Source organism: Actinopolymorpha singaporensis (genome assembly GCF_900104745.1).
Lineage (GTDB): Bacteria > Actinomycetota > Actinomycetes > Propionibacteriales > Actinopolymorphaceae > Actinopolymorpha > Actinopolymorpha singaporensis.
On sequence record NZ_LT629732.1, the window covers coordinates 2,430,534 to 2,453,984 of the forward strand.

At 67.4% G+C, this 23,451-nt stretch carries 24 protein-coding genes and 1 pseudogene; 11 read left to right on the forward strand and 14 right to left on the reverse strand.

The genetic code is table 11. From position 1 onward, the window contains the following. The first annotated feature begins 162 nt into the window (after positions 1-162). Positions 163-765 (forward strand): VldE C-terminal domain-containing protein, encoded by a 603-nt coding sequence (locus tag BLU27_RS11035; protein WP_092652976.1) that lies wholly within the window; start codon positions 163-165, stop codon positions 763-765. A 42-nt stretch (positions 766-807) separates the two neighbouring features. On the opposite strand, the gene BLU27_RS28955 is transcribed toward BLU27_RS11035, so the two are convergent. Further along, entirely contained in the window at positions 808-1,023 is a 216-nt protein-coding gene (locus BLU27_RS28955; protein WP_157728420.1) for a hypothetical protein, read from the reverse strand. A 166-nt stretch (positions 1,024-1,189) separates the two neighbouring features. Continuing rightward, positions 1,190-2,377 carry a neutral zinc metallopeptidase gene (locus BLU27_RS11040; protein WP_092652978.1) on the reverse strand — a complete coding sequence of 396 codons (1,188 nt, stop codon included), beginning with the start codon at positions 2,375-2,377 and terminating at the stop codon, positions 1,190-1,192. A gap of 316 nt (positions 2,378-2,693) precedes the next feature. On the opposite strand from BLU27_RS11040, the gene BLU27_RS11045 reads away from it, so the two are divergent. From BLU27_RS11045 to BLU27_RS11055, 3 genes are all read left to right on the forward strand, one after another. Continuing rightward, positions 2,694-4,445, forward strand: coding sequence for a glycoside hydrolase family 3 protein (locus BLU27_RS11045; RefSeq protein ID WP_197681775.1), 1,752 nt, complete (start codon positions 2,694-2,696; stop codon positions 4,443-4,445). Positions 4,446-4,653: 208 nt separating this feature from the next. Continuing rightward, a complete protein-coding gene (locus BLU27_RS11050; RefSeq protein WP_157728422.1) occupies positions 4,654-5,847 on the forward strand; it encodes a hypothetical protein in 1,194 nt (397 codons plus the stop codon). A 15-nt stretch (positions 5,848-5,862) separates the two neighbouring features. Next, positions 5,863-7,332 carry a hypothetical protein gene (locus BLU27_RS11055; protein ID WP_197681776.1) on the forward strand — a complete coding sequence of 490 codons (1,470 nt, stop codon included), beginning with the start codon at positions 5,863-5,865 and terminating at the stop codon, positions 7,330-7,332. An 18-nt stretch (positions 7,333-7,350) separates the two neighbouring features. Here BLU27_RS11055 and BLU27_RS11065 read toward each other — a convergent pair. The 8 genes and pseudogenes from BLU27_RS11065 to BLU27_RS11100 all read right to left on the reverse strand — a co-directional run bounded on the left by BLU27_RS11065 (position 7,351) and on the right by BLU27_RS11100 (position 15,429). Then, positions 7,351-8,048: pseudogene (locus tag BLU27_RS11065) on the reverse strand (phosphodiester glycosidase family protein). 577 nt (positions 8,049-8,625) lie between these two features. Next, the gene (locus BLU27_RS11070; protein ID WP_092652986.1) at positions 8,626-9,510 is read right to left on the reverse strand and encodes a UTRA domain-containing protein; all 885 of its coding nucleotides are present in this window, start codon (positions 9,508-9,510) and stop codon (positions 8,626-8,628) included. Next, positions 9,410-10,387 (reverse strand): Gfo/Idh/MocA family protein, encoded by a 978-nt coding sequence (locus tag BLU27_RS11075; RefSeq protein WP_092652988.1) that lies wholly within the window; start codon positions 10,385-10,387, stop codon positions 9,410-9,412. Before BLU27_RS11075 ends, BLU27_RS11070 begins: the two co-directional genes overlap by 101 nt. Further along, on the reverse strand, positions 10,384-11,304 hold the full coding sequence (locus tag BLU27_RS11080) for a Gfo/Idh/MocA family protein (protein WP_092652990.1): 921 nt from the start codon (positions 11,302-11,304) through the stop codon (positions 10,384-10,386). Before BLU27_RS11080 ends, BLU27_RS11075 begins: the two co-directional genes overlap by 4 nt. A gap of 80 nt (positions 11,305-11,384) precedes the next feature. Then, the gene (locus BLU27_RS11085; protein WP_092652992.1) at positions 11,385-12,281 is read right to left on the reverse strand and encodes a carbohydrate ABC transporter permease; all 897 of its coding nucleotides are present in this window, start codon (positions 12,279-12,281) and stop codon (positions 11,385-11,387) included. Continuing rightward, complete coding sequence (locus BLU27_RS11090) at positions 12,268-13,191, reverse strand: carbohydrate ABC transporter permease (protein WP_092652994.1); 924 nt, start codon at positions 13,189-13,191, stop codon at positions 12,268-12,270. The genes BLU27_RS11085 and BLU27_RS11090 overlap by 14 nt, the downstream gene beginning before the upstream one ends. Beyond that, positions 13,184-14,479 (reverse strand): ABC transporter substrate-binding protein, encoded by a 1,296-nt coding sequence (locus BLU27_RS11095; protein ID WP_157728424.1) that lies wholly within the window; start codon positions 14,477-14,479, stop codon positions 13,184-13,186. Before BLU27_RS11095 ends, BLU27_RS11090 begins: the two co-directional genes overlap by 8 nt. Before the next feature lie 374 nt (positions 14,480-14,853). Next, on the reverse strand, positions 14,854-15,429 hold the full coding sequence (locus BLU27_RS11100) for a hypothetical protein (protein WP_092652998.1): 576 nt from the start codon (positions 15,427-15,429) through the stop codon (positions 14,854-14,856). A 332-nt stretch (positions 15,430-15,761) separates the two neighbouring features. On the opposite strand from BLU27_RS11100, the gene BLU27_RS11105 reads away from it, so the two are divergent. Then, a complete protein-coding gene (locus BLU27_RS11105; protein WP_197681777.1) occupies positions 15,762-16,751 on the forward strand; it encodes an ATP-binding cassette domain-containing protein in 990 nt (329 codons plus the stop codon). After that, complete coding sequence (locus tag BLU27_RS11110; protein ID WP_092653002.1) at positions 16,748-17,557, forward strand: ABC transporter permease; 810 nt, start codon at positions 16,748-16,750, stop codon at positions 17,555-17,557. Before BLU27_RS11105 ends, BLU27_RS11110 begins: the two co-directional genes overlap by 4 nt. Positions 17,558-17,593: 36 nt before the next feature. On the opposite strand, the gene BLU27_RS11115 is transcribed toward BLU27_RS11110, so the two are convergent. The 3 genes from BLU27_RS11115 to BLU27_RS11125 all read right to left on the reverse strand — a co-directional run bounded on the left by BLU27_RS11115 (position 17,594) and on the right by BLU27_RS11125 (position 19,658). Beyond that, positions 17,594-18,499 (reverse strand): NmrA family NAD(P)-binding protein, encoded by a 906-nt coding sequence (locus BLU27_RS11115; protein WP_092653004.1) that lies wholly within the window; start codon positions 18,497-18,499, stop codon positions 17,594-17,596. A 296-nt stretch (positions 18,500-18,795) separates the two neighbouring features. Then, the gene (locus BLU27_RS11120) at positions 18,796-18,978 is read right to left on the reverse strand and encodes a pyridoxamine 5'-phosphate oxidase family protein (RefSeq protein ID WP_197681778.1); all 183 of its coding nucleotides are present in this window, start codon (positions 18,976-18,978) and stop codon (positions 18,796-18,798) included. Between the two features lie 44 nt (positions 18,979-19,022). Next, the gene (locus BLU27_RS11125; RefSeq protein ID WP_241827909.1) at positions 19,023-19,658 is read right to left on the reverse strand and encodes a dihydrofolate reductase family protein; all 636 of its coding nucleotides are present in this window, start codon (positions 19,656-19,658) and stop codon (positions 19,023-19,025) included. Between the two features lie 46 nt (positions 19,659-19,704). On the opposite strand from BLU27_RS11125, the gene BLU27_RS11130 reads away from it, so the two are divergent. The 5 genes from BLU27_RS11130 to BLU27_RS11150 all read left to right on the forward strand — a co-directional run bounded on the left by BLU27_RS11130 (position 19,705) and on the right by BLU27_RS11150 (position 22,838). Then, positions 19,705-20,157, forward strand: coding sequence for a winged helix-turn-helix transcriptional regulator (locus BLU27_RS11130; RefSeq protein ID WP_092653008.1), 453 nt, complete (start codon positions 19,705-19,707; stop codon positions 20,155-20,157). Between the two features lie 157 nt (positions 20,158-20,314). Then, a complete protein-coding gene (locus BLU27_RS11135) occupies positions 20,315-21,058 on the forward strand; it encodes a ComEA family DNA-binding protein (protein WP_197681779.1) in 744 nt (247 codons plus the stop codon). A gap of 34 nt (positions 21,059-21,092) precedes the next feature. Then, entirely contained in the window at positions 21,093-21,230 is a 138-nt protein-coding gene (locus BLU27_RS11140) for a substrate-binding domain-containing protein (protein ID WP_197681780.1), read from the forward strand. 59 nt (positions 21,231-21,289) lie between these two features. Further along, the gene (locus tag BLU27_RS11145) at positions 21,290-22,036 is read left to right on the forward strand and encodes a DUF429 domain-containing protein (protein ID WP_092653012.1); all 747 of its coding nucleotides are present in this window, start codon (positions 21,290-21,292) and stop codon (positions 22,034-22,036) included. Between the two features lie 148 nt (positions 22,037-22,184). After that, positions 22,185-22,838, forward strand: a complete 654-nt coding sequence (locus tag BLU27_RS11150) for a trimeric intracellular cation channel family protein (RefSeq protein WP_092653014.1) — start codon at positions 22,185-22,187, stop codon at positions 22,836-22,838. Positions 22,839-22,861: 23 nt separating this feature from the next. Here BLU27_RS11150 and BLU27_RS11155 read toward each other — a convergent pair whose 3' ends face one another. Continuing rightward, a complete protein-coding gene (locus tag BLU27_RS11155; RefSeq protein WP_092657558.1) occupies positions 22,862-23,431 on the reverse strand; it encodes an NADPH-dependent FMN reductase in 570 nt (189 codons plus the stop codon). Positions 23,432-23,451: the final 20 nt, after the last annotated feature.

Sequence of the window (23,451 nt, forward strand, 5' to 3'; positions counted from 1 at the left end):
CGAGCAGCCGGGCCTTGTGTGAGGAGTCTGCAAGGTCAACCGGGTTCGCCGCATGAGCCTTCGGCCATCTCGTCCGACCACCGCGCATGCAGTCAGCTTGGGGCCATGGGTGAATCGAGTAATCGGCGGATCCGGCCTACACGCAGGGATCTGGTCAGTGCCGTGGTGTTGGGAGCGGTCGTCGCGCCGTTGACCTACGCAGGCTCCGTACGACAGAAACAGGAGGGCGAGGTACCCCTCGTTCACAGCGAGGACCTGGGCCTGGAGCTCGTCGGGTGGTCGCGGACCATGCCGCCCACGCCGTCGTTCCCGGCGAGGATCGACAGGTACGCCGCCTACGACGGAGGGACGAGGTGTGCCACGACGGCAAAGCCCGGTGTCGTCGACGTGAAGAACCTCATCCTCCGTACGTACGGCGACCGTCCCTGGAGCATCGGGCACCCCTGCACCGGCGGCGTCAGCGAGCACGCGGAGGGCCGTGCCCTGGACGTGGCGTTCAACGCGTACTCGCGCTCGTCCCGCAAGGCTGCCAACGACTTCTTCTGGTGGCTGCTGCGACCGGACAGCCACGGCAACCGGCACGCCATGGCCCGCCGGTTGGGAATCATGTACGCGATCTGGAACCGCAAGATATGGCGCGCATACCGGCCCGACGAGGGATGGCTGCCGTATTCGGGGACGCCCAACCCGCACACCAACCACTTCCACCTCAGCTTCAGCTGGGCCGGTGCGCTCCGTCGTACGACCTGGTGGACGCTGCGGTAGTCCTGGATGCCGGTCCGCTCCGGATGCCAACGCCTTGGGCGCTCATGGCTCGGAGGGCGGGGTCCATGGAATCCATTCGTCCGCGTCTGGGTCGTGGGTGAGCCAGTAGTCGGCGGGGCGGCTCGCCGCCCACCTCAGCACGGCGTCCTTCTCCCGATCCCGGAAGGAGCTACCGACGTCCCCGCGCTCCCAACGCGCCTCCCAGCCATGCCCCGACTCGCTGCGGCGGATACGGACGGTGCCTCCGGAATCAGTCATGAGTTCTCCCGCACCCAGTCTGCCCGCACCCGGCGGGTATGAGGCAGAACTCCTGCGGCGCGTCTCATACCTCTGAGGTGTGCGAGCGCTCACGACCGGCTCCGAACACGCGTCGGCCCGACCACCCCTGACGGGGCGGCCGGGCCGACGCGTGTTGTCGTACTGGTCAGGAAGCGTCCGGGGCGACGATGACCGGGAGCTCCTGTTCGAACATGTCCGCGAACGTCAGCGAGGGCAGGATCTTGCCCTGCGGGCGCGCGGCGTCGGCGATGCCGGCGGCCCAGGCGGAGGAGCGCAGCCGCTGGTTGGGTGTGCCGTGGTGGCCGTCGTTGGTGAAGGCGCAGTCGCCGACCTCGTAGAAGGTCTTCTCCGCCTGCAGCACCCGCTTGGTGTTGAGCGAGAGCCCGCGGGCGTGGGTGGCGAAGTAGGTGCCGAACGCGTCGGCCATCAGTTCGGTACGCCGGGTCGCTTCGGGCCCGGTCAGCGGGGAGTCGAACAGGTTGTCCTCGAACTGGACGTGGTGGCCGAACTCGTGCCCCATCACCGCACGCGGTCCGACGTCGCCGATGCCCATGGCGTTGAGGGCGTCGACGATGCCGTCACCGAAGATCAGCTTGTCGGGTACGCCCTTGACCAGGGGGTCGGGGTCGCCTTCGGCGGTGAACGCGAAGGCGTTCAGCGTGAACAGCGGGTTGTTGCCGCCGTCGAACATGCCGCTGTCGACCGCTTCGGCGATCTCCTTGGCGTGCTTGTCCGCCTCGGCAGGGGACTTGCTGAACGGCTCGCCGAGTGGCAGCTGCAGGACGCGGGAGACAGCTGCCGCGTCACCCATGATGCTGCCGTGCATCGACATCAGCTGGATGTCGCCGGACTGGATGTCCCAGAACCGCTTGACGTCCCGGAACGTGTGGGTCAGCTGAGTCCGGTAGTCGCTCCTCAGCGCGTAGCGCTGGTCGGTGTCGGAGCCGTACAGCAGTGCGTCGTACGTCGGGACGTCCAGCATCTCGATGTGGCCGACGAGGAAGGTGAACTCGTCCTTGGAAAGACCGTTGATCAGGCCATCGATGTAGGCGTCGAAGTCGGTCGGTCCGCACTGGTAGTCGTCGCGGTTGATGGCCCGGTCGACGGCTGCGCGTGCGGGGGACCGGTCGATCCCGAACCGGTCGGCGGCCTGGTCGCTTCGCGCCAGCGCGGTGCGGCCGGCGGTCGCAACGGCGGCGGAGGAGGGCGCTGCGGCGGAGGAGGAGGGTGCGGCGGCGTCGACGCCAGTGCCGGCGAACGCAGCTGTGGCTGTTCCGATCGTGAGGACGATGCTCGCGCCGAAGGCGGCGAGGAAGCGTGGGGACTGCTTCAAGAGGGAGTCTCCTTCGTACTGGCGCGGCGACGTGCGGCCGGAGAACGAAGGGACCCGGAGCGCTGGATCTCTCAACGCGAAGAACCCCCGTGCAGCCGGCCCTGAGGACCTGTTGGTCCTCCGGGTCGTGCGCGAACCAGATAGTGCACGCGTTCGGGACGTATTGCAAGGCTTCCGGTCGAACCGGACGTCGGTTTACCCGACCTGCCCCGTTGGAGAACGAATCGTTCCCGCCGACGGGCCGAAGAGTCGCCACTGACACAGGGCCTGGGGTACGGGAGACTGCCTTGCGTACTCCCTCCGATAGGAGAGCCCGGTGATCGAGACCTACCACGACCCCGCTCGTTCCGTCGGCGACCGGGTGGAGGATCTCCTCGCTCGGATGACGTTGGCGGAGAAGGCCGGGCTGATGTTCCAGCCCATGGTGGCGATGGGGCCCGGCGGGCGGCTGGCGGAGGCCAACGAGGCCTTCGGCCTGCCCAGCACGCAGCACCTGGTCGCCGACCTGTTCCTCAACCACTTCAACCTGCTGGGTTCCGTGGACGACCCGCGCCAGGTGGCGGAGTGGCACAACGGGCTGCAGGAGGCCGCGCGTCAAACGCGGCTTGGCATTCCGGTTTCGCTCTCGACCGATCCTCGCCACCACTTCACCGAGAACGTCGGTACGGCCTTCAGGGCAACGGCATTCAGTCAGTGGCCGGAGACGCTTGGCTTCGCGGCCCTGCGTTCGCCCGAGCTCGTGCAGGAGTTCGCCGACATCGCTCGCCAGGAGTACACCGCGGTCGGCTTCCGCGTCGCTCTCCACCCGCAGGTCGACCTTGCCACCGAGCCCCGCTGGGCGCGGGTGTCCGGCACGTTCGGCGAGGACGCCGACCTGTCCGGTGAACTCGTCGCCGCGTACGTCAAGGGCTTCCAGGGCGACGAACTCGGCCCCGGCAGCGTGTCCACGATGACCAAACACTTCCCCGGCGGCGGGCCGCAACTCGACGGGGAGGATCCGCACTTCGCCTACGGGCGCGAGCAGGTCTATCCGGGCGGCAACTTCGACCATCACCTCAGACCGTTCGAGGCGGCGCTGGCCGCGGGCACCTCGCAGGTGATGCCGTACTACGGCATGCCGGTCGGCACGGAGTACGAGGAGGTCGGATTCGCCTTCAACAAGGGCGTCATCACCGGCATCCTGCGCGAGCGGCTCGGCTTCGACGGCATCGTGTGCACCGACTGGGGGCTGGTCACCGACGCCGAGATCATGGGCCAGCCGATGCCCGCCCGCGCGTGGGGCTGTGAGCAGCTGAGCGAGCTCGAACGAGTGGTCAAGATCATCGAGGCCGGATGCGACCAGTTCGGTGGTGAGAGCCGTCCGGAGCTCGTGATCGAGGCTGTCGAGAAGGGGCTGGTGACCGTCGACCGGATCGACGTGTCCGTACGCCGGCTGCTGCGGGAGAAGTTTCGCCTCGGCCTGTTCGACAACCCGTTCGTGGATGTCGACGCCGTGGCGGGTGTCGTCGGCAGGCAAGACTTCGTTGCGCGCGGCGAAGACGTCCAGCGGCGGTCGGTCACCGTGTTGACCAACAAGGAGCACATCCTGCCGCTGCGCAAGGGAATCAGGCTGTACGTGGAGGGCGTCGACGCCGAGGTGGTCGCGCCGTACGCGACGGTGGTCGACTCTCCGGCAGACGCGGACGTGGCGTTCCTTCGGTTGGGTACGCCGTTCGAACCGCGGCCGGGTGGCTTCGAGGCGATGTTCCACGCCGGGTCGCTGGAGTTCGACGACGTCGAGAAGGCGCGCCAGGCAGCCGTCTACGCCGCGGTCCCCACGGTGGTGGACATCCACCTCGAACGCGCCGCCGTGATCCCGGAGATCGCCGACCAGGCGGCGGCCGTGGTCGCCACGTACGGCACGAACGCGCGTGCGCTGCTCGACGTGCTCTTCGGGGACGCAAGGCCCGAGGGCCGGTTGCCCTTCGACCTGCCCTCGTCGATGCGAGCGGTCGAGGGCAGCCGAAGTGACGTGGCTTTCGACACCGCCGAGCCGCTCTTCCGGTTCGGCCACGGACTGAGCCTCTGACCCGCCGCCGGCCTCCGTCCGCCGTCCGACGGCCGGCGTCCGCCGTCCGACGTCCGGCGGCGTCCCGTCGTCGGACGATGGCCTGGATCGGCCCCGGCCAGGGCAGGCGGATTGGTATTGACAACCCTCGGCTCCGACATTACGTTCCCGGTTGATCTTGCGGTGACCGCATCGGTCGAAGTGCCGCTGTAACTTCCCGGAGGAACGAATGGGCGCACGCGCAATGCTGGCCGCAGGACTCCTCGCGGCTGCCGGCTTGGTACTTACCAATGCCCAACCGGCGGCAGCGGAGGACGACCTCGTCCCGGTCGAGTCGTTGGGGACCCAACAACAGATTCCGAAGCCGACGCTGACCGCGACCGGTCCGCACCTGATCCTCTCGGACTCACCCGAGCTTCCCGACGCCGACACCGCGCTCCCCGGCGCGTTCTACCGGGACAGCGTGGAGGGTCTGGTCCGGGTTCTCGGCCACCAGCAGAACAACGCCCAGGTGCCGATGGTGCTCGGGGTGGCGGTGACGAACACCTCCGACGGGCCCGTGCTGTTGTTCGACCGCGGTGTAGGCCGCAGCGCGGACTACTGGCCGGACGTCGCGGGCCAGGCCTCGCTGACGGCGTTCATGAACGCCCATCACAGTGCGAAGTACCTCACCACGCTGAAGGCCGGCGAGACGTACTGGTCGACTCGGACCGTCGCACCGACCTACACCGAGGCCAGCATCCAGGAGTTCGCCGCGGTCACCTCCGGGACCGCCGACAACATCAGCCAGCTTCAGCGCGTCCTCGACCCGGACATCCCCACCGACCAGTTGCGGCTTCCGCGCGGAGCGGCACCGGCCCGGGTCACCGTGACCACCGTCGGCTACTGGTACACAGAGCCGCGCCCCGCCGACCCGCTCACGCTGCCCGTGCTTCCCGGCGACACCGACCATGTGCGTGGCACCTTCGACTACGCCGACCTGAACGGCACGGTCCCGGTCGAGTCCGACGGGGGGCTGCAGAGACTGTCCGTCGACTCCGCACCTCCCGGCAAACCGTGGAACGACTCGATGCCGGGTGAGTACCGCCTGGGCCACAGCGCGGTCGACGGCGATGCCGCGGTGTACAACGACGGCAACTACGGCGTGCTCTACCACCTCGACGTGGTGCTGAAGGGAGACCGCAGCTCGGCCGGTACGCCGGTCGGCCTGTTCCTCAATCCGGCTGGTGGCGGAGGTCACTTCGTCGTTGCCGTCAACGACACCTTGCACCAGTCTCCGTACGTCGACTGGCCCAGGGCGTGGCACTACGGCCAGGCCGCGTTCGGTGCACGCGACGTGCACCTGCGGCTCACCACCAGCCTGACCGGGGGGTCGGCCGGTCCTCAGGTGCTGTTGTTCGCGCCCAACTACACCTCCGCTTAGCAGAGGAGCTCACCCATGACCAGTCGTCCGCTCTCCCGTCGCGCCGTCCTCGGCGGCGCCGTCGCGTCGGCCTCTCTCGCCGTCGGTTCCGGTCTCCTGACCGGCCAACCCGCATGGGCAGCCGAGCGGTCGTCGGCGCGAGTCCACCCCAGGGGCCTGGCGGGTCCGAGCATCCAGCTCGACCCGACGTTCCCTTACTACCAAGGTCGGTCGCCGGACAGCATCGCCGACGAGCTCGCGGTCAACGGCTACCGGATCGTCCACTACTTCGTCGTGAACGAGCGGGACGTGAACGGGTCCGTCGTCGAGGCGTTGCGCCGGCGGGGGATCACCGTGTGGGCCATGGTCATCGGTAACGGTTCGTACTCCGTGTCCGGTTTCCCCGACGACTGGCCCACGTGGCAGATGCGGTTGCTGAAGCCTGTCGACGACGGCTTCTACCGCTTCTCCCCGTTCAGCCCCGACTACCTGAGCTGGAAGAAGCAGGTCGCGTCGAAGCTCCTCTCGACGTATCCGTTCGACGGCTTCGAGGTCGCCGAGCCCTATTTCCCGGAATGGAACGGCCTCGCCTCGGGTGTCTACGGCGACGTGGGCCCGTTGGCGCAGGACGCGTTCATGCGCAGGTACGGTCTGGAGATCCCCGACTTCGCAGATCCCTCGTCCCCGCGGTACTACAAGACCGACACCGAGCGGTACGCGAAGTGGATGCAACTACGGGTTGACGCGGTGAACGGGTTCCTCGCCGAGCTGGTCAACGGCGCCGGAGGCGTACGCGAGGCCCGGCCCGACATCCTCGTCGGCACCTGGTCCCTCGGCGTGGACGCGGGCCCTGAATCGGTCGCGCTCGAACGCGAGTATCAGGGACTCGACGCGGCCGCCATGATCTCCGCGGTGCGGCCCGACATCCACATCCTGCAGACCAACTGGCCGGACTGGGTTCGGCCCGACCTCCCGGCGACGTACCTGCGGACGTACCGGCCGTTCCTGGACCAGATCCGTGCCACTCATCCGGCGATCCCGCTCGGCGCCCAGACCGACATCGGTTCGACGCCTGCCATGACCCGTGACGACGACTGGCTGCGGACCTTCGCCCACACCGCGGGTGAACTCGGACTCGCGACGTGGACCGGGTACGAGTACCACCTCGGCGGTTACATCTACGACGACCGTCCCGTCCCGCGGCACGTCGAGCGGGTGACCGACGCCAGCGCCGTCATCTCGTTCCAGAAGCGGATCGACCCCGCGTCGGCGAAGTTGCCGCACAGCTTCGAGATCGTCGGCGGCCGGTGTCGGTTCGTCGAGCCCAGCGCGGTGAGCGTCGACGGAAACCGCGTCACCGTGGGCACGCTCCCACGTCGAGCGCCGGTTCGCCTTCGCATCACCAATCTCACCGACCAGCCGTCGACGTGGCTTTATCACAAGGACGATCCTGCGAACGCCGTCCCCGACGGTCTGGAGGTCGACATCCCGCCCGCCGGTCGCTGAAGCGGACTGGGCTCGTGCTCAGCGGCGCGGTTCGACAAGGATCGGGTTGCCGAGTTGGCGTTCACCGGTCGCGTCGGAGGGGCGGTTGACAACTCCGGCGTTCATGGTGGCCATCACGGTCGATCCGCCCCCGTCGAAATTGAGGGCTTGTACAGCGCCGAGCCGATGCATGATCGCGCTTCCTCTTGGATGCTCACGCCCTCGCTGTAGCCAGGTTGGCGGCCGTCGATCGCTACGAGCAGTAGCCTGCCCTGGGTGTCCACACCGATGACCGAACGCGGATTGCCGCGCACAGTCCAGTTGTAGGTGAAGGTCTGGTCGGTGCCTTCGTCCCCCACATCGCTTGCACTGTGGATGATTCCGTCGGCATAGGCGTTGATGGACACCTTCCCGTCTCGGACCAGGGTCGGGCCGGTCTGGATGATCGTCGTGTCACGCGTCAGGTGGACCGGCTTGCCCCTACCGTCGGTGACGGCGGTTTCTACTCGGACCGTGTCACCGACACGGACGTGGGTGGCAAGCCACGCCGCGTCGTCGCCGGTGCCCTGAACTGTGCTGCCCGTGGCAGGGACGGTCGTGCCGCGGGCGTCGTTCACTGCGACGACTCGATGCTTCGCGTCGAGCACGACCTCGGTTCCCGGACCGCTGGGTGTGTCCTTCCATTCGGGGGTGAATTCCACGAGCTCACTGGAGTCGGTGCACAAGACGTCGTGCATGGGGTGCTCAGTTGGTTGGTCGCCGCCGATACCGCCGCAGTTCCAGACCTGCCCGGGCACGCGGTTGATTCCATCGACAGGGATGGTCGACACCGCGGCGTACAGGGTGGTCGTCGACTGGTAGGTATCGACGTGGATTCCCTTGCCGCCGCGGGTTATCGCCACACCGCCGCGACCCTGTGTGGCGGCCCCCAGCACCTTGCCGTCCTTCACGTACAGGCCGCCGGGCGCCTTGTTGTAGAACCACTGCGTGTTGACTCCCGCCAGCGCTTGACAAGCGGGCACGATGTCGGACAGGTGGTCAAGTTCGTTCCAGCGTGGTGGTGGTCGTATCGCCTGCCAAGGAGCCTGATGCCGATCCTGTGGGTACAGATTGGGCCGGCGGCGCGACCAGCGTCACCGAGGCCAAGGCGGCAGCAGCGACAAGAGCCCGGGCAAGCACCTTCGAAGCCATGCCAACCTCCCGTGACGGCCACAAGGTCGTCCGGGACGCTAAGTCGGCTCGTGCAGACCGTCAACGAAATCGTCCAGCTTGGCCGCACCGATCCGCAGAGCAGAAGAGCAGGGTTCGGCGTTCTCACTGGCTGCGGCGCAGCGTCTGCTCCAGGCTGTAGCGGTCGCCCCGGTACAGCGACCAGGCGAGCTCGACTGCCCGCCCCCGTACGTCGAACGCCACCCTCTCGACCTGGAGAGCAGGTGTCAGCGCGGGTACCTCGAGCAGCCTGGCCTGCGCCGTGTCCACCACGGTCGCCCGCACCTGCTGCTGGGCGCGGTCGAGCGTGATGGAGTACCTCCTGAGCAGCGTCTCGTAGAGCGAGTCCTCCAGCGGAGTTTCCAGCAGGCCGGGCACCAGCCGTGCCAGCAGCCACACTTCCTCCAGGCACATCGGCACCGAACTGGCCAACCGAAGCCGTACCAGATGCAGCAGCGGCTCACCCGGACTCACGCCGAGCAGCCAGCTCTCCCGGGCACCGGCCAACGTCTGCTCGGCCCTGAGCAGCTTCGCGCCGGGCACGAGGCCGCGAGAACGCATGTCGTCGCTGAACGACGTCAGAAACTCGCGCTTGCGGATCGCCGGCTCCGCGACGTAGGTGCCGGATCCCTGGATCCGGTAGACCTCACCCTCACTCACCATCTGCTCGACGGCCCTGCGGACAGTCAGCCGGCTCACCCCGAGCTCCTCGCTCAACCTCCGCTCCGTCGGCAACTTCTGGTGAGGCTCCAACCTGTCGCGGATCAGGTCGAGCAGATGCGCGCGGACCACGGCATGCTTTGCGAGCCCGCTTCCGGAGCCGGACCGCCCCGTGGTCCCCGCACCCTCCGAACTACCCACGGCAGCTCTCGGCACGCCGGCAGTGCCGTCATCCACGCGCGCCGGCGGAAGCGGTCGCCTCCGCCAGCACGGCGATCGCGCGCGCTCCGTCGGCCGGGGTGACCCGCGGCTGCTCTGTGCCGGCGACACAGCTCAGGAAGTGCCTTGCCTGGCGGGTGAACCGATCCTCTCCGGTGACCTCGACGACCGACTCGGTCCCGTCGACGGCCACCTCGGTCAGCCTCATCGTGGCGTAGTCCAGCTGTAGGCGCCCGTGGGTGCCGGACACCGTGACGACTGCTTCCCCGGGTGCGGTCCGCCAACTGGCCTCGATCACCCCGAGCACGCCGTCTGCCGACTGCAACGACAGCACCGCACTGTCCTCGACCTCCAGAGCCGGGCCGCGGGAGGTGGCCGTGGTCGCCGTCAGCGCGCGTACCTGGTCGACCTCACCCAACAGGTACCGGAACAGGTCGACCGAGTGCACACACGTGTCCATCAGGACGCCGCCACCGGAGATCGCCGGCTGGGAGAACCAGGACGACTCGACGCCGTCGAGTGGTCCGGAGAACCGGTTCCGGAACGTCAGCACGGTGCCGATCCGACCCTCGGCGATGGCTGCCTTGATGGCCTCGATCTCGGGCTGGAACCGGTGACAGAATCCGACGGTGAGCACGGTCCGGTTGACGTGGGCGGCCTTGATCATCAGTTCACATTCGTCGAGCGTGCGCGCCATCGGCTTCTCGCACAGGACCGCGACTTTCGCTTCCAGCGCTCGCACCGTGAGTGCCTGATGCGTGGACGGCGGTGTGCACACGCTGATCGCATCGAGGTCGCCGTCGGCGAGCATCGCGGCGATGTCGGTGTACGCGGTCGCGCCGAACTCGGCGGCTACCGCCTCGACGGCGGCCGGATCGACGTCGGCGACCGCGACCGGGTCCACGCCGGCTCGGCGGTAGGCGTTCAGGTGGGCGCGGCCGATGCTGCCGGTTCCGACCACACCGATCCGCGGCTGGTGCGCGCTCATTCGTTCCCTCCGGGCATCGCGTCGGGCATCACGTCGGGCAGTACGTCGGTCAGGCGGACCGGCGCACCGATGGTGGCCGAGCGCTGCCCGGCTGCCAGGATCGCGAGCACCTCCAGCGTCGCCTGCCTGTCGATGGGAGCCGTCCCGGTCCGGGCCATTCCCACCGCCGCCGACATGGTGTTGGCGTAGAACGACTGGTAGTCGGCCACCTCGGTCTGTACGACTCCCTGAGGTCCGTACGAAGTGAGGTGGAACCCGGCCCTGGCATCGCGCAGGGTGCCGACCACGATCCGCGGCCCGGTCTCGTCCTCGATCACGGTGATGTCCCGGTCAGCGCTGCTGAACTGCTGCACCTGCGTCGCCCCTGGGCCGCGGACGGCAAGCGCGGCCTCGACCGCGTGGATGCCGTAGTTGTACCAGTCACCGGGCCCGACGCTGACCAGGGTGCTGAGCTCACCTGCGCCGTCCTGGCGGAGTACGTCCAGTTCGGATGCGAAGCGGAGTGCCGAACAGCTCATCAAAGGAGTGCTCTTCTCCTCGGCCAGCGTGAACAGAGCGACAGCCTCGTCCACGGCGAGGGCCATCGGCTTGTCGACGTAGATCGGCACACCGGCTTCGAGGAAGGGCCGGGCCAGCTCCGGATGCAGTGCCCCGCCGTCGAAGTCGTCCAGGATCAGCGCCAGGTCGATGGTGCCGATCAGCTCGGAGGGCTCGGTCGCCACCCGGTCGATGCGGTACGTCCCGGCGAGCTCGGGCGCAGCGGAGTGCATCCCGGACAGCCCTTCCTTGCCGCTGCTCCATACGCCGACGACGCGAGCGTCCTCGACCTGCGGCGGCCCGCCGTCCACCCCGTTCAGGAGTCCGGCGAACACGCCGGCGTGGGACGTGTTGGTGCCCACGATGCCGACCCGAATCATCGATTGCGTCCTTTCCTGTGGCTTTCCTTGCAAGCTCTCCACCGGTCAGCTCACGAGCAGCAGGCGTACGGGAGGAGCGGTCATTTCATGCCGGTGACGCTGATGCCCTGGATGAAGTAGCGCTGCGCCACCATGAAGATCACCAACGCGGGAATCGTGAAGATCATGCAGGCCGCCATCAGGGGGCCCCAGGCGACACCGTGCTCGCCGAAGAAGTTGTAGAGGCCGATGGAGAGCGTGTAGTTCTCCTGGCTGTTGAGATAGATCAACGGCAGCAGGAAGTCGGTCCAGGTCGCGACGAACTGGAAGACGGCCACCGTCGCGATCGCGGCTTTGGCCTGCGGCAGGATCAACTGCAGATACACCCGCAGCTCCGAGGCGCCGTCGATGAGACCGGCCTCCCGAAGCGAGTCCGGGATGCCGGTGAAGAACTGCCGCAGCAGGAAGATGTAGAACGGCGAACCGAAGAACGCCGGGATGATGAGCGGCCAGAGCGTCCCGACCGCGCCGAGGCGGTCCCACAGCAGGTAGAGCGGGATGAAGGTCACCTGAGCCGGCAGCATCATCGTGGCGAGCACGGTGCCGAAGACCGGCGAGCGGCCCCGCCAGTGCAGTTTGGCCAGTCCGTACGCCACCAGCGGGCAGGAGATGAGCGTGCCCGCGACGTTGAGGACGACCAGCAGAACGGTGTTGGCCAGGTAACGCAGGAACGGCATCGCGTGTACGGCTTCGGAGAAGTTCCCCAGCACCCACCGATCCGGCAGCAACCTCGGCGGCACCCGGAAGATGTCGCCGCTGGTCTTGAACGCGGTCGTGATCATGACCAGGAACGGCGCCAGGAAGGCGAGGCTGATGATGATCAGGATCAGGTGATGGGTGAGCCGTCGACCCAGATACTGCCGACGTGGCCGGGGCGCTGGTCCGCCGCTGGTGGCCGTCCCCGGTCGGCCGGCTCGCAGGACGTCACTCGCTGCCATAGTGCACCCACCGCCTCGAGGTCAGCAGGATCAACAAGGTCAGCAACCCGATCACGAGGAACAGGATCCAGGCCATGGCGGCGGCCTGGCCCATCTTGAGGAAGACGAACGCGTTGTGGAACAGGTGCATGGTGTAGGTCAGCAATGAGTCTCCCGGCCCACCGTTGGCCCCGTTGCCTCTGCTCTGGGTCAGCAGGTAGGTCGGGGCGAAGATCTGGAGCGCCGCGATCACACCCATGATCAGCTGGAACAGAGTGACCGGGGTGAGAGCCGGCCAGGTGACGTACCAGAACCGCTGCCAGCCGTTCGCGCCGTCGACGGCGGCGGCTTCGTACAGCTGTTGCGGCACCTGTTTGAGGGCCGCGAGGTAGATCACGGCGGTGGCACCGATGCCCCACCAGATGATGATGAGCACCGCGGGTTTGGTCCACAGCGGATCGGCCAGCCAGTTGGGCTGCGGCAGGCCGACCCGGCCGAGGACCTGGTTGAGGTATCCGTACTGCGCGTTGAAGACCCAGCGCCACAGGTAGCTGGCCGTCACTACCGGCACGATCGCCGGAAGATAGACGATCGCGCGGTACAGCGGCTGTCCCCTGACCGGGAAGTTCAGTGCCAGAGCGACCAGCAGCGCGAACGCCAGGCCGAGGGGAACGCCGATGATGGCGAGGTAGGCGGTGTTGAACACCGACCCGAGGAACTTCGGGTCCTCCAGCAGGGTCGCGTAGTTCTTCAACCCGACCCAACGCGGGGACTGGAAGAGGTTGAACTCGGTGAAGCTGTAGTAGAGCGACACCAGGATCGGGCCGGCCATGAACACGACGAGCCCGATGATCCACGGCGAGGAGAAGGCGAACCCGGCCCACGCCGGCCGGCGGCTCGGCCGTCGCCTGGCGAGAGTTGCCTCAGCCATAGCTCTTGGCCGACTTGGCCACCTGGGCGTAGGCCTCGGCCGGGGTCTTGACCAACCGGGTGATCTTGTCGTCGGCGGTGGCCAGGTCGGAGGTGTACTCCGCCAGGCTCGGCTCGCTCGGGATCGAGGTCGCGTTCTTGTTGGCCAGCAGGTCGAGGAAGAGGTCGAAGTTCTTGATCGACTTGTACGCCGGGTCCGTCAGGAGCGACTTGCGAGCCGGAAGGTTGGACAGTGTCTTGGTGAAGGACAACATCGCTTCCTTCGACACGAGGTACTTCATGAACTCCCAGGCCTCGTCGGGGTGCTGGCTGTTGCTCGGGATGAAGAACGTCCCCGGCGCGACCAGGTTGGTCTTCGCCAACTCCGGCTTGTCATCGGGATACGGGACCGGAACCACTCCCCAGTCCAGGTCAGGTGCGAACTCCTTGATGAACGACGGCTGCCATTCCCCGTCGATCACCATCGCCAACTTGCCCTGGTAGAAGGGGTTCTGCGGCGACTGGTAGTCGCCGAAGCCGGACACGAACCGCTCGATCTCCTTGATGCCGTACTTCTTGATGACCGTGTCGACGTAGAAGTTCGCACCGGCGATGTTGCCCGGGTCCTCAGGCGTCGGCTTCCCGTTGTCGTACCACTTGCCGCCGTGGGTGACGCCCAGCAGTCGGTAGTCGGCTCCGGCACCGCTGGCTCCGGCCAGGCCCAGCTGGGTCAACCGCCCCTTGCTGTCGGTCTTGGTCAGCTTGCCGATGGCCTCGGCCCACTCGCTGGTGGTGGTCGGCGGGTTCTTCACGCCTGCCTCGGCGAACAGCTTCTTGTTGTAGAAGAGCGCTGAGTTGTTGACCGCGATCGGCAGTTGGTAGACCTGGCCCTTGTACCGGCACTGCGCCATCGAGGAGTCGGTGAAGTCGCCAAGGTCGAACGAGTCCTTCTTGATGTACTCGTCGAGGGACTTGATGACGCCCTTCTCCGCCCAGGCGCCGGTGGCGCTCCCGAAGTTGTCGGAGATGTCGAACGCGCCCTTGCTCCCGGTCATCGCGGCCAGCTGGGCCTGCGCGTCCGGGTTCGACACTCCCTTGACGACGATCTTGGACTGGCTCTGGTTGAACTTCTTGATCACCTTCTCCAGCGCCTTCGCCTCCTGCCCGGTCCACAGGTAGGAGAACCGAAGCGTGACCTTCCCGCCGGACGAGGAGGAGTCGCTGGAACACGCAGCCAGACCGCTGAGACCTGCCGCGGCGATGCCCATTCCTACAAAACGCCGACGGGAGAGTTGACCTGCTCCAGACATGGGAACCTTCCGAGAGTTCGTCTGTGGAGACGTCAGCATGCTGACGCTAGCCTCGATGGATCAGGGAGTGGTCTGTACCAATGGGGGGTAGTCGATCGTGAAACGTGGAGGGGAAGGTCACGGCCTGTGGTCATGGGCTGCCCGCCCGACGGCGTCGTCGGGCCGCAACGGCTGCGTCGTCTGCGGCCCACCTGGGCTCGACCATTCGACCTCTTTGGAGAAGCTTGGTACCTACCAATTCAGTGGCCGATTCTGGATGATCGGTCCATGACAGGTCAAGGGGCCAAGCGAGGTCGTCTCGGTCCTTGTTACCTACGGCTCGAAGATGTGGACCCCGCGGCCCGCAACCAACCGATGGCCTGAGTCCCGGACGATCACCGCTCGTCTGCGGTCGGCGCCCGCCCGCCGCCCGCGGCGCCGTTCCGCCGGGCGGTTCGCTGTGCGAGTTCGGCCTCGAGGACGGTAGGTGACCGGCCGTTCGTGAACAACCATCCGAGGCCGATGCCGGCGAGACCGCTGACAGGGGCGACGTACTGCGCGGCAACGGTGGGGTCGTGCTCGATCAGCGCCCAGATCACCATGGCCAGGACGCCCACGACCAGCAGGATCGTGATGGCTATGCGGGCGGCGTCGATGCGTGCGTAGTGGCTGCTCGGGCCGCCCCCTCGGGGTGGTGGAGGTGGCGGTGACACTTGTACGGCATGCTCTGCCGCGATCGCGAGAACTCGGGCTGTCTCCTCGGCGTCCGTCGCACTCATGAGCAATCGGCCGACTGCCTGCTCGGCGGCCGTCTGCTGCCGCATCACGGGCTCGACGGAATAGTTTCCGAACAGTCCTCGGACGCCGCGCTCGGGAACCTCCCGCCAGCCGACGAGAATGCTGCTCCCGGTGAGATCAGGGTTCGTCTGCTTCTGAAGACCTGTCACCTCGGCCTCGCGGCTTGAGTTCATCGAGTTCTCGTCTCCTGGCTTCGGAGATGCGCGACCCCATCCACTGGGCACATGGTGATCGCGGAGACGAAGAGGGTCAAGTTCGACTCCTGGCGCCGGTCCAGGAGCAGTCGGAGGCTTCGAGTGAGTCAGCGATTACTGCCGGAGGGGCACTGCGCGGGGGAAACTTCCGGCGCGTGTTGTCGATGCCCGGCCGGTAAAGACTTGTACAATCCTTCGACGCGAGTCGATGCTCCCGACCTCTCGTCAAGCCCCGCTTGCGGGCCGGCACACGCGGAGGACGCCGACCTACCGACAACGGAGCTCGCGGGAAGGGCCGGACAGTGAAAGAGATGATTCGTGCCGCCGGGTTGGTGAAGCGGTACAAGGCGGTGGAGGCCCTTGCCGGCCTCGACCTCACCGTTCCCGAGGGCCGGGTGCTGGCGCTGCTGGGGCCGAACGGCGCCGGCAAGACGACCGCCGTACGCATCCTGGCCACGCTTCTGGAGCCGGACGAGGGGACCGCCGAGGTCGCCGGAGTGGACGTACGGAAGGACCCCGACGGCGTACGCTCGCGGATCGGGCTGTCCGGCCAGTATGCCGCCGTCGACGAGTACCTCACCGGCTACGAGAACCTCGAGATGGTCGGCCGGCTCTACGGACTCGGCAAGGCGAGGTCCGGCCGTCGGGCGAGGGAGCTGCTGGAGCGGTTCGACCTGGCCGACGCCGGCGACCGGCCGTCGAAGACCTACTCGGGCGGGATGCGGCGTCGCCTCGACCTGGCCGGCGCGCTGGTCGCGGAGCCTCCGGTTCTGATCCTCGACGAGCCCACGACCGGGCTCGACGTACGTGCCAGGCAGCAGATGTGGGACGTCATCCGCAGTCTGGTGGATGCCGGTTCGACCCTGCTCCTCACCACGCAGTACCTCGAGGAGGCCGACCGTCTCGCACACGACATCCTCGTCATCGACCACGGCCGCGCCATCGCGCACGGAACCGCCGACGAGCTGAAGGCACAGGTGGGTGGCGAGCGGATCGAGCTCCTGCTGGCCGACCCCGCCGACCGGTCACGAGCCTGCGAGGCGCTCGCCGCGGTCGCGGTCGGGGAAGTGCAGGTCGACGACAACGGCCGTGGCCTCACCGTCGCGGTGGCGGGCGGTGCGCCGGCGTTGCGGAGGGTGCTGGGCGACCTGGAGTCCGCCGACGTACGAGTACTCGACGTCGGTCTGCGCCGGCCCACCCTCGACGACGTGTTCCTGAGCCTCACCGGACACGCCGCCGACGAGGTGGGGGAGCCCGCCGGCTCCGACAAGAGGCAGGAACAACCGGAGGTGGCGCGATGAGCAGCGGACCCGTCGGAGCGGTTGTGGACGGCTGGATCGTCGCTCGCCGCAACCTGATCAAGATCAAGCGCGTCCCCGACATTCTCGTGTTCGTGCTGATCTCGCCGATCATGTTCGTGCTCCTGTTCGCGTTCGTGTTCGGCGGTGCCATCGATCCCGGTGGCGCGGTGCCGTACCGCGAGTTCCTGATCGGCGGCATCTTCGCCCAGACCGTCGTGTTCGGCGCGACGTTCACCGGTGCGGGGCTCGCCGAGGACATGCAGAAGGGCATCATCGATCGGTTCCGGTCGCTGCCGATGTCCCGGTCGGCAGTGCTCACCGGGCGTACGACGTCCGACGTCGCGTACAACGTGCTGTCCCTCATCATCATGGGATCCACCGGCCTGTTGATCGGCTGGCGGATCCGCGAGGGGATTCTCAAGGCGCTGCTCGCGTTTGCTCTCCTGTTGTTGTTCGCCTACGCGATCAGTTGGGTGATGGCGTACGTCGGACTGCTGGTGCCGAGCCCGGAGGTCATCAACAACGCGTCGTTCATCGTGATCTTCCCGTTGACCTTCGTGTCCAACGCGTTCGTACCCACCGAGTCCTTCGCGAGCGGCCTGCGAGTCTTCGTGGAGTGGAACCCCGTCTCCGCGGTGACACAGGCATCACGTGAGCTGTTCGGCAACGTCGACCCGCGCGGACCGGCTCCCGACTCCTGGGCGCTGCAGCACCCGGTGATCTACACCCTTGCGTGGGTCGTGCTGATCCTGCTCGTGTTCGTGCCACTGTCGGTACGCCAGTTCCAGAAGTCCAGCCGCCGCTGACCTTCTCGGCGTCGCATCCGGGCGTTCGCGGTTTGCTCAGCCGAGGTAGAGGTTTCTGTGTGCGGCGACGAACGCCTCTATGGTCTGCGGTGGTACGCCCGTCACGCGTTCGACGTCGGAGGACGCGCGGTCGTAGCGGTTCTCACGGTGTAACCGGGCCATGGTGGCGATGTGGTCTTCGACGTGCGGGGGCAGGCCCAGCTTCGAGAGCACCTCGCTCTCCCATCGGTCCGGCGGCACGTCCACGTAGGAGATGGGACGCCCAAGAGCCCGGGAGAACTCCTCGGCCAGCTCTGTCATGTCGACCGTGCGCGGCCCGGTCAGCTCGTAGACGTGCCCAATGTGCGGAGCGGGGTCACGGAGCACGGTGGCGACCACCCTGGCTACGTCTTCGATGGCGACCGGCGACGTCCGTCCTGTCCCGAACGGCAACGCGACCGTGTCGTTCTTCCGGATCGACTGGGCCGCCAGGCTGGTGAACAGGGGATTGTCGAGGAACGACGTCGGCCGAACATGGACCACCGGCAGGCCCGACCAGTTGAGTACCTGTTCTGCCAGCCACTGCAGCCGCTGCTGGCGTGACTCCGTCGTACTGGTGGCGGTCATCTGCGACACGGTCATCTGCGACAGGTCGACCAGGCCGGCCAGCTGTCCGTGCGTGCGGGCCACGGTCGCGACCACCGTCGCTGCCAGTAGATGGTCCGGTGACACGGGCATGGCGAAGTACATCCGTGCCACGTCCTCCAGGGCGGCGGCGACGCTCTCAGGCCGGGTGAGGTCACCGACGACGACCTCCGCGCCGAGCGCACGCAACCTGGCCGCGCGGTCGTCGTCGCGGCGGACCATGACGCGTACCGGCACCTCCTGCGCGCGGAGCAAGGAGAGGACAGCGTGTCCCACGCCTCCGGGTCCGGGGAGGAGAACCAGCTCGCCGGCAACCATCGGTTGATCTCCCTCGCCACGTACGGATCCGAATTCGGTGTCAATCCAGCATTGCAGGAGTGCGGTGTGGATGGTGATGTCGTCGCGACCGGAAGAACTGATCGGTTTCCTGAAGGCACAGGCCGTCCGGCTGGACGATGATCAGAACGTCCCGAGCGGTCGGCCCGCCTCCAACGGGCGGTCGCCCGTTGGAGGACGCTTCGTCCCCCCTTGTCCGACAGGTGCGAATGAGACGCGGACGAAGGAGCGCGGGGCGATCAGCACGGGTGCCTGGGCGCCTTGGCGCGGCATGCCGGTCAGCCGACGCCGACCGTCAGGTTACGTGCCTTGCGTACGCCGGGACCGGTGAAGAAGACGATCCGCTCGCCGTGCGCGCCGACGTAGATCGGCGTGCTGTGCGGCGATCCGTCGGGGAGGACGGTGGCGAGGTGAGCGATCGAGGCGCCGTCGAGTACGCGGCGAACGTCGACATCAAGCATGACTGTGCTCCTTCAGCAGTGGTTGAGGTGGCTGAGTAGGCGGATCATCGGAGGACCCGGTAGTGCAGATGTGTGACGCCCGGCGCCGGGACGGCTTCGAGGAGTTCCAGACGCACGTGCTCGGGAAGTGACCGGAAGAAGGGCCGGCCGCCGCCGAGCAGGATCGGGACCTGATGCAGGATCACCTCGTCGACGAGGCCGGCCGCCAGGGCGGCGGTCGCGACGCCACCGCCCATGAGACCGACGTCCTTGCCGCCGGCAGCCTCCCGCGCGGCCGCGACCGCGTCCTCGATCCCGGTCGTGACCAGCGTCTGACGCTCCAACTCCGGTATCGGCCGATGGCTGAGTACCACAAGTGGCGCCGTCGGATGCGGCGTACCGCCGTTGGCCCACCCCGAGTCGTCGTAGGTGTTGCGACCGGCCAGGGTGGCGCCGACCCGTCCGGCCACGGCATCGAAGACGCGGGCGCTGGCCTCGCTCAACCTGAACCCGTCGAACACCCGACTCGAAGTGTCGCCGTCGAAGTACCAGTCGAACAGCAGCGGCGCGTCGCCGAGGCCGCGTCCGGCTCCGGGATCGCGACCGGTGATGTAACCGTCGACGGACACCGACAATGCGACGAAGACCTTGCTCATGCTGTGAATCCCTTCAAAAGTTCCTTCAAGAGACTCAGGGACCATATCAGCCAGGGTTCCCTGAGGGAACCCTGAGTGCTAGATTGTCGCCATGCAACGGACAAACTTCGGTGAGATGGCGTGCTCGATCGCGCGCACGCTCGACGTCATCGGGGAACCCTGGTCACCGCTGGTGCTGCGTGACGTGTACGTCGGGTTCACCAGGTTCGAGCAGATCCAGGCCGACCTCGGGATCTCACGGAAGGTCCTGACCGAGCGGCTGAACCACCTTGTCGAGCACGGAATTCTCCGGCGCCGGCCCTACGACGCCCGGCCACGGTACGAGTACGTCCTGACCGAGAAGGGCGCCGAACTCTTCGACCTGCTGATGGTCATGGTCGGGTGGGGCGACAAGTGGCTTGCCGGCAAGGCCGGACCGCCCGTGCTGTACCGCCACCACGCGTGCGGTGAGATCAGCCACGTCGACCTGCGCTGCGCCCGCTGCGGCGAGCCGATGCATGCCGGGGACATCGACCTGCTTCCCGGTCCTGGCGCAGCGACCTGACCCGTCGGACTATTCTGCGTTGCGGGGCGTCGACGTTTCACGGCATGTTGATGCCGGTGCGGTGAAGTAGCCTCCGGCAACCCGCCGTGAAGACGCGAGACTCGTCCTCGCGCTTCGGGCGTACTGGTTGAAGAAATTGCGCGATATTGGAGATGCGGTGGCGTACCCAACCGATCCACGCACCCGTGCTCAGCTGCCGGTGGCGCCGACCAGGCCGGCGTGGTACGTGATTCTTGGCAGCTGGCTGTGGGCATTGCTCCCGCTGTACCTGTTCGGCCTCCTGAGCTGGGTCCCCGTGTTGCACGCCTGGATGAGACTACGGCGGCGAGCACTGCGCAACTGGACCCTCACCCTCGGCGGCGTGACCGCGCTGGCGTTCCTGCTCCTCGTGCTCGACCCGTCCGACAGCGACGCGGACACCTCGTTCATGACAGGCCTGGCGACCACGCTCCTGTTCGCGGCGATGGTGGCGGGTTCGATCCAGTCGTTCCGTCTGCGCCGTGAGGTCTTTGGTGACACGGCCGGCCGCGGTGGCCGGGCCGGTGCGTCCGACTGGCACTCGATGGCGGCTGTGGCGCAGGTGGAGCACGCACGTGTCCGGCGCGCGGAGGCGCGGGCGCTGGTGGAGAAGGACCCGGGTATGGCACGCGAGCTTCGGATCGGGCGTCCCGACCTGTCGAACCGTGCCTACGACGACGGTGGACTGGTCGACGTCAACCACGCGAGCGCGCAAGCGATGGTCAACCTGTTGGAGTTGCGTCCGGAGTACGCCGAGGAGATCGTGCGTGCCCGCGAGGAGGCAGGCGGATTCAGCGGAGTAGCCGAACTCGGCGCCTACACCAGCATCCCGGCACCGATCGTGGACGGGCTGCGCGAACGCGCCGTCTTCCTCCGCTACTGACTACCTCCTGCTCTGGCGAGACGTCATCGACTCCGTGTTCGTCGCAAGCGACGTACAAGCGATCGGTGCTCTGCGCGCCCGCGCCGAACTGGGCTGCCGCGTGCCAGAAGACATCGCTCTCGTGGCGTTCGACGGCACGCAGGCCGGCGTCTATACCGACCCGAGCTGGTGAGGTCGTCCGTGGCCGGTAAGGATGTCGTGCAGGTGGCGGGGCCGCCTAGCATTGGCGGGGTGCTCACCGTAGGGGTCGACCTGGCCGCCGAGCCGGCGAAGACAGCTGTGGCGTGGATCGACTGGTCGCCGGAGGCTGCTTCGGTTCGCCGGCTCACCCTCGGCTCCGACGACGCTCTGGTACTCGAAGCACTCCGCGAAGCGGACAAGGCCGGCATCGACTGCCCGTTCGGCTGGCCGGGACCGTTCGTCGACTTCGTCACCGCGCACAAGAACGGTGACGTGGCCGACCCGCACGAGTTCGCCGGCCGGGAGGGGCGCCGCCGGCTGGCGCTGCGTACGACCGATCTCTTCACGTACGACAGGACAGGGCTGATGCCGCTGAGCGTCGCAGCGGACCGCATCGGCCACACCGCGATGCGATGCGCCGGGCTGCTCGCGCAACTGGCGCGGGACGGGCAGTCTGTGGACCGTTCCGGGGCGGGAGCCGTGGTCGAGGTGTATCCGGCGGCATCCCTGAAGAGGTGGGGTCTTCCCTCCCGGGGTTACAAGCGTGCCCGAAACGTCGACAGTCTGGGGGCATCCGTCGATGCTCTCCTGGCCGCGGCGCCGTGGCTGAGCCTCGGGAACTGCGAAAACCTGTGCCGGCGCTCCGACGATGCCTTCGACGCGGTGGTTGCCGCGATGACCGCGCGAGCCGTCAGCCAGGGGCTGGTCGAGCCGCTGCCCGACGAACACGCGTCCGTCGCCAGGAGCGAAGGTTGGATCGCCCTTCCGGCCACCTCCGTCGACGCACTCCGCCCGTGACACGTCGCAGCCGGACAGGAACCCAACTCCCGACTTCGGTGATTTCGCGACCAGCCTGAATGCCGACATCTGCCGGGATCACCGCGCCCTGGTCCGGCGCCCGCGCAACACCTACGTGACGTGGCCGGAGCCGGTGTAGAACTCTTCGGTGACCACCACCGAGAATCCGCTGCTGCTCGCCTTGGACCTGGCCGGAACGTTCGCGTTCGCGCTCAACGGGGCCCTCACCGCGGTACGCGTTGCCCGGCTGGACATCGTCGGAGTCGTCACTCTCGGCATGATCACCGCACTGGGTGGTGGCATCATTCGCGACATCCTGATCGACTACCTGCCGCCGGCCACCTTCAGCGACTGGCGCTACCTCGCCGTCGCCGCCGCCGGCAGCCTGATCGCCTTCGGATTCAGCCACCGCCTCCACCGGCTGTCCCGGTCGATCTTGGTCTTCGACGCCGCCGGGCTCAGCCTGTTCGCGGTCACCGGTGCCAGCAAGGCCCTCGACATGGGGCTGGGCCCTGCCCAGGCAGTCATCCTGGGAGCGATCACCGGGGTGGGCGGGGGAACGCTGCGCGACGTCATGCTCCAGCGGATCCCGACGGTTCTTCGCAGCGAGCTCTACGCCATTCCCGCCCTGGTCGCGGCGACCATGACCGTTCTCACCATCCGCTTCGGCGTCTACGGCATTCCCGCGGCGGTGAGTGCGGCCTTCGCCTGCTTCGCCATCCGGATGATCGGTGTTCGGTTCGGCCTGAACGCGCCCCGGCCGCCAGGGCAGGCCGACGACGAACCGGACGATGAGCGGTAGAAGAGACCGGGTGGTGATTCCCTTCAGGGCCGGGGAATCACGGTCAGCACGCGTTCGATGTGGACGCGGAAGTCGCGTATGAAGTCGGTGAGGAAGGCGGCTGTGGCCTCGTCGGAGACGTCACCGTCGGCTGTGTACATCTCGGGGCTGAAGGTGACGTAGGCCTCTGGGGCGGTCATCTGACGGGCGTTGCAGTAGCTCAGAACTGCGCGCAGGCTCTGTTGGGCCAGGGCGGTTCCGATCTTGCCCGGTGAGGCGCCGATGACGGCTGCGGGCAGGTGGTCGAAGGAGTTGTTTCCGTAGGGCCGCGAGGCCCAGTCGATCGCGTTCTTCAGGGCCCCGGGGATGGAGCGGTTGTACTCCGGTGTCACGAACAGGATGGCGTCGGAAGCGGCGATGGCGTCCTTGAGCGCCTTCGGCTCGGGCGGGTAGTCACCGTCGAAGTCGGGACTGTAGAGCGGCAGATTGCCGATGGGGATCTCGGTGAACTCGAGGTCCTGCGGCGCCAGCCGGATCAGCGCCCTGCTGAGGGTCCTGTTGATGGAGGCGGACGAAAGACTCCCGACGAAATACCCGACCTTGTACGTTCGCACGTCGATCTCCTTCATCTGGT